The sequence below is a fragment of the Pontibacter rugosus genome (assembly GCF_042678745.1).
GTDB classification, from domain to species: Bacteria; Bacteroidota; Bacteroidia; order Cytophagales; family Hymenobacteraceae; genus Pontibacter; species Pontibacter rugosus.
On sequence record NZ_JBHTLD010000174.1, the window covers coordinates 1 to 10,869 of the forward strand.

Consider the following 10,869-nt stretch of genomic DNA (forward strand, 5'->3'; position numbering starts at 1 on the left):
GTATTGTTATATAGCTAATTATCAATACATAATTTGATATTTTGTCCGATCATGTCTACATTTCACCCTGAAGAAAAAACTGCCTGTGTGCGTTATTATTACCTCCCAGCCCGTAACAAAAGATGTGCAGAAATAATAGAGGTACTGAATAGTGACTCCGATACGATAAAGGTTCCTACACGTGAGGAAGATATCAGGTTGCGTAGCTTCTTTAAACGTGAGCTTTCTAGAAAAGAGACAGAAATATATGTAGCGTCTCAAACTTGGAAGGTTTTCACATCATGGGAGGAGCTGGAGCTAGACCATATTAAATTCAGTTTGCCGACTACTGTGCTGGAGGAGTTGCTAAGTTATAGGCTTAGCTGCACACTACAGGAAGAGATAGCAGCCTAAACTACGCATGCTGCTGTTCTGTTTTATATAAAGTATACCGTAAGTTTAAAATAAGCTACAGACCTATATGGTTTATCGGAGATGAACTATCGTGCAATTTATGCTTTGCCCAAAAGCTGGAACCTTGAAGAAGCTTCGTTGTTAGACGACGCCGTTTCTTTTGCGAATAATTACAGTGGCGTTAACTTTTTTAACGATGTCTGTATATTTATAAGTAAATCGTTACAAGTCAAATACGTATTGATTGGCAAGGTAACCTCTGACTCTTTTGAGGAAGTGCAAACACAAGGGTTTGCCTGCCAAGGTCAGGCCGTTCCTTCACATCAGTACCGCCTGCATAATACCCCATGCGAGCATGTGCTGTTGCACCGTACCTGCTTTTACCCAAAGAACGTACAGGCTATCTTTTCTGAGAATACCTCCTTTGCTGCACTTGGTATCCAGAGTTATATGGGTGTTTCACTGAACGACCTAGCTGAGAATCGTTTAGGTCTTGTGGCGCTCATGCACGATAAATCTTTTGATAACCCCTCTCTTGCCGAAACTTTCATTACCATACTTTCTCCTCGCATAGAAGAAGAACTGCAGCGAATGTTGGATGTAGAGGTATAACATTGGATAAAGCAAGAGGAGGAAGTCTTTTCAATTCATAATCAGAGGGAAATTTTTAATCCTGTGTGTAAGCTAGGAATGGGTTGAACCTTTGAAGTGATGCAAAATAAAAAAGCCTCTCACATTGCTGTAAGAGGCTTTTTTGTGGTCGCGAAGGGAGTCGAACCCCTAACCTTCTGATTCGTAGTCAGATGCTCTATCCAGTTGAGCTACGTGACCGATCCGTTATTATGATGCAAAGTAAAGGCCTTTTTTCTTTATACGCAAGTACTGTCTAAAAATTTTCTCCATTTTTAGCCGCTGCTTTGCGTAAGGCGCGCTTTAACGCCCTGTCGAAGAGGAAGTAAAGCCCACCAATAGAAATGATAATTAATGAAATTAAAAGTATTTGCCCTCCTTTTCCGCTCTCAGGATTTTGTATAACCTGTATTACATCCCGAGCCTGGGACCCTACCCAGTAAAAGAAAAGTGTGCGGGGCAACATGCCTACAATACTAGCCAGCAAAAACTTTCGTCTGTTTATCTGTAGCAGCGAGAGCACAAAGTTCATCAGGGCAAAGGGCAGCACCGGTGAAATACGTGTCAGGAAGATTAGGCTCCAGCTTTCGCTGCGTAGTTCTTGCATTAGTGCTCGTGCCTTGTCAAAGCGGTTTAAGAAGCTCATCATCTTGCCGTGGTCAATCAGTTGTGCCAGGCTATACCCGATCATGGCGGCAATGCCATACGATAGCACAATGCCGGCAAATCCGCTCCAGCCAAGGTAAAAGCCGCTCACTAAGGCTACAAAGGTGGTAGGAGTGAGGGCAAGTGCCATGGTAACGGAAATCACCGCAAAATATAACAGCATTTCCCATACCGAAAGGTCTTGCAAAAACCCCTGGTAGTTGTAAAGTACAACAGCTATGGTCGAGCTAACCACAACAGGCACCACCACCAGCAGTAGCATGGAGACAAAAGAGGAGGCATTCTCACTTATAAAACTTCGCAGCAGCGTTAACTTCATGTAAGATATTTGTAAGGGTATCGATAGAACTTAGACGAAAGACAAAGGACAAAAGATTTTGGCGGCTTTAAAAGGCCTGCTATTGTCAAGTAGGCGGCTAACGAATTACCTTTTATACTTCAGATGGATTTTTTTAACTTGCAAGCATTGCTTTTACTAGCAGTTAGGTAGAGCAGAGGCAGTTAGTTAGCCGTAAGAGGTATAGAATATATCTTTAAAGTATAAAGACCACTTATGAAATTCGGAACAAAAGCTATACATGCTGGCGTGGAGCCAGACCCAAGTACAGGTGCTATCATGACACCTATCTACCAGACATCAACCTACGTGCAGCGTTCGCCCGGCGACCACAAAGGCTATGAGTATTCCCGTACGCACAACCCAACACGCACGGCTTTGCAAAATGCGCTTGCTGCGCTTGAAAATGGCAAACATGGCCTTTGCTTTTCTTCTGGCATGGCAGCTGTGGATGCTATCATTAAAATGCTGAAGCCAGGCGACGAAGTAATCTCCACCAATGACTTGTATGGTGGCAGCTACCGCATTTTTACTAAGATTTTCCAAAACTATGGCCTTAAGTTTCACTTCACCAACATGCAGGATGTAAGCAATGTGGAGAAGCTGATTAATAAGAATACCAAAATGATTTGGGTAGAGACACCAACTAATCCGCTGCTCAACATCATTGATATACAAGTATACGGAGACCTGTGCAAGAAACACAACCTGCTGCTGGTTGCTGATAATACCTTTGCCACACCTTACCTGCAAACGCCACTCGATATGGGCGCAGATATTGTGATGCATTCGCTTACCAAGTATATGGGAGGCCACTCGGATGTGGTAATGGGGGCAATTGTGGTAAATAACGATGACCTGCATGAGCAGCTTGCCTTTATTCAAAACGCATGCGGAGCTACGCCAGGGCCACAAGATTGCTTCCTGGTGCTGCGCGGCCTGAAAACGCTGCACCTACGCATGGAGCGCCACTGCCAAAACGGTCGTAAAGTAGCAGAATATCTTAAAGGCCACTCAAAAGTAAGCAAGGTATACTGGCCTGGTTTTGAGGAGCACCCTAACCATGCAATAGCCCAAAAGCAGATGCGTGATTTTGGTGGCATGGTATCTTTTGAGCTGAAAGGTGATAAAGTAGAGGATGCAACAAAGCTGCTGGAGAACCTGAAGCTATTTGCCTTGGCCGAGTCTTTGGGAGGGGTTGAATCACTGTGCGGCCACCCGGCTACCATGACACACGCCAGCATTCCGCGCGAAGACCGCCTGAAGGCAGGCCTGAGCGATACACTTATTCGCCTGAGCGTAGGTGTAGAAGACGCAGAAGACCTTATTGCTGACCTGGAGAGTGCTATCGGCTAATCTTCCAGAAGACACAAGACACACATATCAAAGTGTAAGCTTTTGCACTTATAAACGCCGCCTGCTTAGAAAGCAGGCGGCGTTTTTCTTAATCCATACTTTATCTTTAGAGCAAGTTCTAATTTCATTTTTGCAGCGCAAAGTATGAATTTTAAACATGCTCTTAGAAGGTGTTCAGTAGCTAAACTTTAGCGCATTCGTATTTATAATAACAGGGGTGGCCTTATGGCTCGATACCTGATTCTTATGTCTAGTCTTTAATAAAATTGTGTCGAAAAAAATAATACTTTACCACGAGCAACAACGGTTTAAGCAGTTTTGGCTCTGGGCAGTTGTGCTAGGTGTGGCGGCTATTTTCTGGGCGGGTTTTATAAACCAGATACTGCTGAGAAACAGCTTTGGAAGCCGACCTGTTTCTGGTCTGCAACTAACCATCTTCTTTGTGTTGATAGGTATAGGCTTGCCGTACTTCTTTTACAGTATGCGGCTGACTACAGAGGTGCAGCCCGGAGAGTTGCGCGTCAGGTTCTGGCCCTTCCACCTAAAGCCGGTAAAGATACCCTTGCACCTTGTCAGGGAGTATGAGCTGGCAACCTACAACCCAATTCTGGACTATGGAGGCTGGGGTATCCGTTGGAGCCTGAATGGCAAAGCCTATAACATGTCAGGCAACGAAGGGGTGCGGTTATACTTCTATAACAAAAAACCTCTGCTGATAGGCTCGCAACGCGCCGAAGAGCTGTTTGAGGCGATAGGTGCTGCTAAGCGCATGAAACAAGCAAACACCTAAAGCCCTTACAGTGCGCAGCTAAAGCAAAACCGCCGGTGCTCTTGCGGGCACCGGCGGTTTTGCTATTATATTGAGATAAACCTAAGCCTGTATGCCCAGAATCTTGTAGATCTCAGTAAAGTCAGGAGTCAGGATGATTTCAGTACGACGGTTCTTCGATTTTGCCTCAGCAGAACGGCCAGTATCAACCGGCATGTAGTAAGAGCGTCCGGCAGGTGTTACTCTATCAGGAGATAAGCCTTTTTCTGTCATCATACGCGTAATCTCTGTAGCGCGAAGTACGCTTAGGTCCCAGTTATCAGTCAGGTATTTCATGCCGTTTGCAATGCTAACGTCATCTGTGTGGCCTTCTACCATTACACCAACCTGCTGGTTTTTCTTAAGCACCTGCACCAATTGATCGATCGCTTTTTTGCCACCTGGGTTTACTTTTGTGCTGCCAGTAGCAAACAAAAGCTTGTCAGACATAGAAACGTAAACTTTACCATCTTTTACGGCCACGCTTAAATCACCTTGGTTGAAGCCTTGCAGAGCAGCATTTACTTCGTTTTTCAGGTTATCAAGAACTTTTTGCTGCTCGTTCATGGCGCGCTCCATTTCAGCAAGTTTCTGTTCGCGGTCTTTTAAAGAGGCAGAAAGCTCATCTACTTTAGTTTTAGAAGCAGCCAGCTCACGCTCCTGTGCTTCTTTGCTTGCCTGCAGGTCTTCATACTTCTTAGAAGATACACAAGATACCATCATGGTAGAGCCAAGGGCCAGAGCCAGAGATGCTTTAAAGAAATTAGATTTCATGGATGTGGTTAATTGTTGTTTGATGAATGATTGAGGTAATTGGTTGCAAGTTGATATGAAGTAGTATCGCAAGTTACTAAAACTATGTAAAACCACATAGTGTACTTCTGTTTCTGTCTCAGAACGGTGGTATCTAGGATAGTATTGTGTAGATTATATATTTAAAATAAAGAATTTTCAAATCGGCCTTACAGCGTTTGCAATTATTTAAGGTAAAGCCGGTTAAGCCGTGGTTGCAACCACCAGATACCAACAGGCAGCAGCAGGAACAGGAAGTATGTTCCCGCATAAGCACTAAAGCTTACCGTTTGATGTTGCTCTGCGCTAACCATAGCGCGTGCCACAAAATACACAATGTAGAGATAGCAAAACGTAGAGAGCAGGTGCAGTGGCATAAGCAGCGCAAGCATACCCAACGGGAAAATACCAGTTATAATGCTGTCGCGGATGACGGAGAGTGTGTACACAAAAAGTATAGTATACAGTATGAAGTACAGGTTACTGAGGTGAAAGTATAGCGGGTTTACCTGAGCAGGTAGCCTTTGGTGCAGCCACAGTCCGACAGCCCATAGCCACAGCACATATACAGAGGCTGGCAACACATCAAACAATAAAGTATAGATGCTTCCGGTATGTATAGGCAACGCAGCCAATAGCTGTTGCAGGCTAAACTGCAAGGCAAAAGGAAGTATAAAAATAAGTATAAATGTTTGCAAGTGCCGGAGCTGGAGAAGAAACATAAGTATAACTGGTTGTAAGCGTAAGGGTGCAAGATGAGAATTTTGTTCAGATTACTCCAAAAAGCTTTGGGTGCAAGAGGGCTAAAAAAGATGCTCCAGAACATGACACCGGAAAAAGGAACACCAGCAAGGCGCACTGAAGGTAAGTTTTTAGGTTGTGGTAAGAGGTGGCACCAGCAAGAGTTCTGTCAAGACAATTATTTTGGATGTAACTCTTGCAGACAGGTGCTGTGGCAAGTGACAAAAAGTTGAAAATTTACTTCCAACAGTGCGTGCTGTAGTGCAGTAATCCGAGCATGTGGTAGAGAGGGTGATGAAGCCAGTAGGTTGGTTAAGGAGTAGGGATGAAGTTATTGGCTTTTTTTTCAGAGCGCAAGCTTAGGTTATTATGCAGGCGGATTTTTGCGCATAGAATGATTTATAAAGTTGCCAATTTAAAAGCGGCTCCCCTACAAAAGCAAAGGCGGCCATACGTATGGCCGCCTTTGCTTTTGTAGGGGAGATACTTAGTTAGGCATGTATCCATTCCCAGGCTTGGCTACGTTGGCTAAAGTCGAAATACTTTACCTCGGCAGTTGTAAAAGGCTTTGCCATGGTGGAAAGCCACTCCAGCCACTTCTGATCTCCTACTATAGCCACCCGGCTGAAGTCTGAAGCATGCTGAAGATCAAATTTTACTTCATCCCGTAGCGCCTTCAGCGAATACTCCTGCACGTCCTGTACTTCGGCATACACCTTAACCTTGCCGTGTTGTTTGATGCGTTCTTTCAGTAGTGGCAGCATTACATCATAGTCCTGCTTGTCTACAGTAGCTGATATGCGGAAAGCAACCAAATCTTCTTTAGAGTCTTCAAGTAGTTGTAGCATAGTGGTATTGTAAGTTTTATACTTAAACTACGTCAATAGCCTTTGTAGCGTTTAGCACCGGCTTTTATTGCTCCAACTGCTGTAGCTCCTGCATTAGCACCTGGTTGGATGTCTTCACGGTGCCATCAGCAAATTGTATTTTGTAAGGTTCACCGGTCATGCCGGATTTGGAGGCCAGCTCATTCACAAAGTCTCTGGCGGTTTGTATGTCATCCTTGTGCTTTTCCCATTTAGACTCCAAATGCGCTGCTGCCTCGCGGCAAGAGTGTTTGCTGCTGTTGCGGATGAAGGTGGCTCCCTCCATCTTGGAAACGAATTGTATCAAATGCTCCACCTTCTGCTGTTCTGAATATTTTTTTGGAGTAGTTGAAACAGTAGCAGCGGGTGTATTTTGTGCCTTAACAGGGGTTGAGGTTGCTATTCCTGCGCAAAGCAGCATTCCCGACAGCACATAGCTCCACTTCTTTGATTTCATATTATTTTTATGATTATAGCGTTATTATTAGCAACTTACTGCACTTATGTTCCATCTTTATCGTTAAGTGGTCTCAGCCGGATTAGCTGCTGTAGCAGCTATAAGCCAAAGACATAACGTATTTTATGAGAAAAGTTTTAGCTCTAGCGTTTCTGCTGTTGTGCCAGCAGGTAGTATGGGCTCAGCGCAATATTGAAACCCGCCTGGGCTATAGTTACAACGATGATTTTCAATTTTCGGATGAATGGCAATACCTTTCAACCGATGTTTACCTGTTTAATGGAAACCGTTTTACACGCGTTTTGAACGAACTAGAGACAGGCGCGCGCAAACCAAAGAAGAAGTATGGCAACGTGCTGGAGTATCTGCTCATTACCGCCCAGCTCAAAAACATGAAAGTCTTCGGTAACGATGACATTGTGTACCCGCTCTACAACTTTTACATTGATTCAGATAAAGATGATTACCAGACTCAGGTAAGCGACCACCAGGAGGTTGTGCGCCTGATAGATAAAATGCCTCTTGCCAGCAACACAAACATTGATGCCATCATCAATGCAAAGGCAATTACAAATGGTGAAAGTAACCAGGTTTTCAGTTTGGTGGCTAACCAACTCATGAACATTTCGAAGCTTACTTCACCAACTGGGGCGGTGCTTTCGCTGGTAGGGGAGTTCGGAAACTTGCTTAGTGCCCGAACCACGAGGCGCGAGTATAAATTTAGCTCTACCATCCGCCTGTACGAGGGGCAGGACTTTGATACGCGCCTGCACTCGGTGCGTGTGTATGTGTTTGTGCCAAGTGATGTGAAAAAGGTGGATATCAAGACCATAAAACTGACAGACTACCTGCAAAAGCACCCTAATAAGCTAGACCGCCGCCAGTTGGAAGAAATGGCTGGTTATAAAGACTATCCTTACATGATAGTGGCTAACTACAAGTCGCTTTACAAAATGGATGTGCTCACTGGCGATGAGGTAACGCTGGATCTGATCGAAAAACGCAAAATCAAAATCCAGACAGCCTATGATCAGAAGCTCATTAATGATGAGACATTCAGGCAGGAGAAGCTGTATGTGGAGTTTTTGCGTGTGTTTGCTGATATGAAGCAAAACCTGAACACGTACCGCTTGAACTACCGCAACAACAGCCCTGAAATCAACGCTAAAAACCTATTCGGTATTATTCAGGAGTATAAGCGCTTAAAAAGTACCTATGATGCCCGTGAGCGTGAGTTTAAAGATAACAGCGGTTACATCAATATCTTTAAGCCAGAGTACGAGGCCATATTGGCAAACGCAGATTTATACTTAGAAGCAGATCATAACTTAAAAAACGGGAAGCTGCTGGTGAAAACGCTACGCGACCTGGAGAATGATCCGAAAGAGTGGAATACACCTGAAAAACGCGAGGCTGCTCTTACCAGGCTGTATGCGGTTGAGCTGCCAAAGGCGGAGTTTCTTTCTGCCTCTGTAGAGGGAGAGGCTATTCTGAGGCTGATAAAAAAGCTGGAGGAGATGCAGTACAATGAGGTGTTTTCGAAAGAGGTGAAACTGCTTGGTGAAACAGAGGCTACCGACGAAACAGTGCCGCAGCGAAACGTACTGCTGGAGAAAGGCACGGCAAGTAAATGCCAGACCTGCCGCGATAAAGTAAAAGAAGCCATCACAGACTATAACAAGCGGTACGATACCTATAAGCTAAAGCAGGCATTGCAGCACAAAGAGGGTTTGAACCAGGCTGCTGAAACCACTGTCTTTAAATTCTTGAAACGCCAGCTGTGCATCGAAAATAACCTGCAAACTGTTTCGGCAACAACTAACCAGGTGCTGGACCAGTACATCAGCCGCATGTACGAAAAGAACGCTGAGTTCGGTAACTCCATTAAAGCGCTGGATAAGCTGAATAAGTTAGAAATATCAGAGCCGAGGCTAGGCAAAGTGCATGAATACAATGCCCGCCTGAAACAGCTGATGGAAGAAGTAGAGCATACATACGAACTGCTTTATAGCCTGGACAAAAACTTGTGCAACTGTGGCGATGCCAGCTAGTATAGTTTAAAACCTCCCGCAACGGCTTCCGTTTTGAGGTGTATGGAAGAAGCCTCAGAAACCATCAACCTTATATTCGGCATCCGTGACCAGACGCTTACCTGGTGGCAGATGTCCGTAAGAGCTGTGGGGATTTTCTTCGCGGCTCTTGTTATTATACGTATCGGCAGCCACCGTATATTTGGCAAAAACACTGCTTTTGATATCATACTAGGCATCATTTATGGCTCCGTGCTTAGCCGGGCCATTACAGGTAATGCTCCTTTCTGGCCTACTATCGCAGCAGCCTTTACACTTGTTTTACTGCACAAAGGCTTAGCTATGCTGGCCTTTAGTACAAACATCGGCATAGGAGATTTAATAAAAGGTAAACCAGTACTTTTGCTAAAAGAAGGGGAACTACAGTGGCATACCATGCGCAAAAACAGCGTAACAGAAAGTGATATAAAAGAAGCCTTACGCAACGCGGGGCATGCACCGGAAATCAGCAGCAACCTTACAGCCTACCTGGAGCGCAGCGGTGACATCAGCATTTTCAGCAAAGAGCAAGAGGGTGAGTGAAGTATAGAACTTGGCCGGCGTTATGAAAGAAGAAGCAGCGAGTTGACCTTTTCTTTTAATTTCTGGAGATAGACCTGTAACTTAGTAGTATGAAACGAGGAGCTGTACTACTGCTATTATTCTTGGTTAGCTTGTATAGCTATGCACAAAGCACTGTGGGGCTGAAAGAAGTAATCGTAAAGCCAAACACAGAAAAAGTGCTGATTGGAACAAAGCAACGCAAGGCAGATTATGGCATTGGCGGTAGCAAAGACTTTCCTTTCTTCCAGACGGCATACTTTATTCCCTCTAATGGTGTGACAGGGTTTGTGGATAGAGTAGGGCTGTACATCTACCACAAGCATTCTTTTCTGGAGTTTGCCAAACCTGCCAAAGAGCTATTGCTATACTTATACTTGCCAGATTCAGCGGGTATGCCGGGAGCGCTTTTTGTGCCTGAGCCCATACACATCAAGCCAAAGAAAAACACTTATTGGCATTGGGTAGATCTTTCAGAATATAGCCTGAACTTGCCCGCACAGGGGGTATTTGCTGCTGTAGGTTGGGTAAAGCCTTCTAAAAACGATGCAGGGCCCTTAGTAGGCATGAGCAATGAGTGCAGCGATTGCCCCTTCTATATTTATCGCTTCATGACAGAAGACTCTGCCTGGCATAAGATTGACACCAACAAAGTGCCTGTCACTGATAAGAAAAATGCTTTTCGAAACGGTTTGATGGTGCGCTTAGAAGTAGCAGTGGAGGCTAAATAACTGTTCAGTAAATTTCAGGAGAGCTAAAGCACGATGCAGAAAGCATCGGTGCTGAAGTGAAAACAAAAACGTCCTCTTTGCTTAAGCAGAGAGGACGTTTTTGTATGTAATTATACTATGTTATACTATAGCTTATGCCATCTGAGCATCAAGCTTCTGAGACAAAATGTTTTTCGGAACGGCACCAACCTGCTTGTCTACCACTTCACCGTTTTTGAAAACCAGTAGCGTCGGAATGCTGCGGATACCAAATTTAGCAGAAGTCTGTGGGTTAGCATCCACGTCTACTTTACCGATCACGGCTTTACCTTCGTACTCGCCGGCCAGTTCTTCTACAATAGGGCCTACCATGCGGCATGGTCCACACCACTCAGCCCAAAAGTCTACCAACACTGGTTTATCTGAATTGATGATTTCATCAAAATTTGAATCTGTAATTTCTATCGCTTTGTTAGCCATAAC

At 44.6% G+C, this 10,869-nt stretch carries 13 protein-coding genes and 1 tRNA gene; 7 read left to right on the plus strand and 7 right to left on the minus strand.

What is annotated here, in order from left to right:
- Nucleotides 1-51 precede the first annotated feature (51 nt).
- The gene (locus tag ACFQ2O_RS16230) at nt 52-393 is read left to right on the plus strand and encodes a hypothetical protein (RefSeq protein ID WP_377530028.1); all 342 of its coding nucleotides are present in this window, start codon (nt 52-54) and stop codon (nt 391-393) included.
- Between the two features lie 81 nt (nt 394-474).
- Nucleotides 475-1,005 (plus strand): hypothetical protein, encoded by a 531-nt coding sequence (locus ACFQ2O_RS16235; protein ID WP_377530031.1) that lies wholly within the window; start codon nt 475-477, stop codon nt 1,003-1,005.
- 145 nt (nt 1,006-1,150) lie between these two features.
- Here ACFQ2O_RS16235 and ACFQ2O_RS16240 read toward each other — a convergent pair.
- Both ACFQ2O_RS16240 and ACFQ2O_RS16245 read right to left on the minus strand, forming a co-directional pair.
- A tRNA-Arg gene (locus ACFQ2O_RS16240) sits at nt 1,151-1,224 on the minus strand.
- A gap of 55 nt (nt 1,225-1,279) precedes the next feature.
- Nucleotides 1,280-2,008: a TVP38/TMEM64 family protein gene (locus ACFQ2O_RS16245; RefSeq protein WP_377530033.1), complete on the minus strand. Its 729-nt coding sequence runs from the start codon at nt 2,006-2,008 to the stop codon at nt 1,280-1,282.
- Between the two features lie 234 nt (nt 2,009-2,242).
- Between ACFQ2O_RS16245 and ACFQ2O_RS16250 the strand changes: the two genes are divergently transcribed.
- Both ACFQ2O_RS16250 and ACFQ2O_RS16255 read left to right on the plus strand, forming a co-directional pair.
- Entirely contained in the window at nt 2,243-3,382 is a 1,140-nt protein-coding gene (locus tag ACFQ2O_RS16250; protein WP_377530037.1) for a cystathionine gamma-synthase, read from the plus strand.
- A gap of 268 nt (nt 3,383-3,650) precedes the next feature.
- A complete protein-coding gene (locus tag ACFQ2O_RS16255; protein WP_377530041.1) occupies nt 3,651-4,172 on the plus strand; it encodes a DUF6141 family protein in 522 nt (173 codons plus the stop codon).
- Nucleotides 4,173-4,253: 81 nt separating this feature from the next.
- On the opposite strand, the gene ACFQ2O_RS16260 is transcribed toward ACFQ2O_RS16255, so the two are convergent.
- The 4 genes from ACFQ2O_RS16260 to ACFQ2O_RS16275 all read right to left on the minus strand — a co-directional run bounded on the left by ACFQ2O_RS16260 (nt 4,254) and on the right by ACFQ2O_RS16275 (nt 7,046).
- Entirely contained in the window at nt 4,254-4,964 is a 711-nt protein-coding gene (locus ACFQ2O_RS16260) for an OmpA/MotB family protein (RefSeq protein WP_377530044.1), read from the minus strand.
- Nucleotides 4,965-5,167: 203 nt separating this feature from the next.
- Complete coding sequence (locus ACFQ2O_RS16265; protein WP_377530048.1) at nt 5,168-5,704, minus strand: hypothetical protein; 537 nt, start codon at nt 5,702-5,704, stop codon at nt 5,168-5,170.
- Nucleotides 5,705-6,214: 510 nt separating this feature from the next.
- Nucleotides 6,215-6,571, minus strand: coding sequence for a SpoIIAA family protein (locus tag ACFQ2O_RS16270; protein WP_377530051.1), 357 nt, complete (start codon nt 6,569-6,571; stop codon nt 6,215-6,217).
- Between the two features lie 64 nt (nt 6,572-6,635).
- Entirely contained in the window at nt 6,636-7,046 is a 411-nt protein-coding gene (locus tag ACFQ2O_RS16275) for a DUF5329 family protein (protein WP_377530056.1), read from the minus strand.
- Between the two features lie 125 nt (nt 7,047-7,171).
- Here ACFQ2O_RS16275 and ACFQ2O_RS16280 point away from each other — a divergent pair, with 125 nt between their 5' ends.
- The 3 genes from ACFQ2O_RS16280 (at nt 7,172) to ACFQ2O_RS16290 (ending at nt 10,407) form a co-directional block, all read left to right on the plus strand.
- Nucleotides 7,172-9,097 (plus strand): hypothetical protein, encoded by a 1,926-nt coding sequence (locus tag ACFQ2O_RS16280; RefSeq protein WP_377530060.1) that lies wholly within the window; start codon nt 7,172-7,174, stop codon nt 9,095-9,097.
- Nucleotides 9,098-9,139: 42 nt separating this feature from the next.
- Nucleotides 9,140-9,658: a DUF421 domain-containing protein gene (locus tag ACFQ2O_RS16285; protein WP_377530063.1), complete on the plus strand. Its 519-nt coding sequence runs from the start codon at nt 9,140-9,142 to the stop codon at nt 9,656-9,658.
- A gap of 89 nt (nt 9,659-9,747) precedes the next feature.
- Nucleotides 9,748-10,407 (plus strand): hypothetical protein, encoded by a 660-nt coding sequence (locus ACFQ2O_RS16290; protein WP_377530065.1) that lies wholly within the window; start codon nt 9,748-9,750, stop codon nt 10,405-10,407.
- 132 nt (nt 10,408-10,539) lie between these two features.
- Here ACFQ2O_RS16290 and trxA read toward each other — a convergent pair whose 3' ends face one another.
- Nucleotides 10,540-10,866 carry a thioredoxin gene (gene trxA / locus ACFQ2O_RS16295; protein WP_068838311.1) on the minus strand — a complete coding sequence of 109 codons (327 nt, stop codon included), beginning with the start codon at nt 10,864-10,866 and terminating at the stop codon, nt 10,540-10,542.
- Nucleotides 10,867-10,869 lie beyond the last annotated feature (3 nt).

Coding starts and splice junctions, on each gene's coding strand:
- ACFQ2O_RS16230 (WP_377530028.1), top strand. CDS start 52: ATGTCTACATTTCACCCTGAAGAAAAAACTGCCTGTGTGCGTTATTAT.
- ACFQ2O_RS16235 (WP_377530031.1), top strand. CDS start 475: ATGAACTATCGTGCAATTTATGCTTTGCCCAAAAGCTGGAACCTTGAA.
- ACFQ2O_RS16245 (WP_377530033.1), bottom strand. CDS start 2,008: ATGAAGTTAACGCTGCTGCGAAGTTTTATAAGTGAGAATGCCTCCTCT.
- ACFQ2O_RS16250 (WP_377530037.1), top strand. CDS start 2,243: ATGAAATTCGGAACAAAAGCTATACATGCTGGCGTGGAGCCAGACCCA.
- ACFQ2O_RS16260 (WP_377530044.1), bottom strand. CDS start 4,964: ATGAAATCTAATTTCTTTAAAGCATCTCTGGCTCTGGCCCTTGGCTCT.
- ACFQ2O_RS16265 (WP_377530048.1), bottom strand. CDS start 5,704: ATGTTTCTTCTCCAGCTCCGGCACTTGCAAACATTTATACTTATTTTT.
- ACFQ2O_RS16270 (WP_377530051.1), bottom strand. CDS start 6,571: ATGCTACAACTACTTGAAGACTCTAAAGAAGATTTGGTTGCTTTCCGC.
- ACFQ2O_RS16275 (WP_377530056.1), bottom strand. CDS start 7,046: ATGAAATCAAAGAAGTGGAGCTATGTGCTGTCGGGAATGCTGCTTTGC.
- ACFQ2O_RS16280 (WP_377530060.1), top strand. CDS start 7,172: ATGAGAAAAGTTTTAGCTCTAGCGTTTCTGCTGTTGTGCCAGCAGGTA.
- ACFQ2O_RS16285 (WP_377530063.1), top strand. CDS start 9,140: ATGGAAGAAGCCTCAGAAACCATCAACCTTATATTCGGCATCCGTGAC.
- ACFQ2O_RS16290 (WP_377530065.1), top strand. CDS start 9,748: ATGAAACGAGGAGCTGTACTACTGCTATTATTCTTGGTTAGCTTGTAT.
- trxA (WP_068838311.1), bottom strand. CDS start 10,866: ATGGCTAACAAAGCGATAGAAATTACAGATTCAAATTTTGATGAAATC.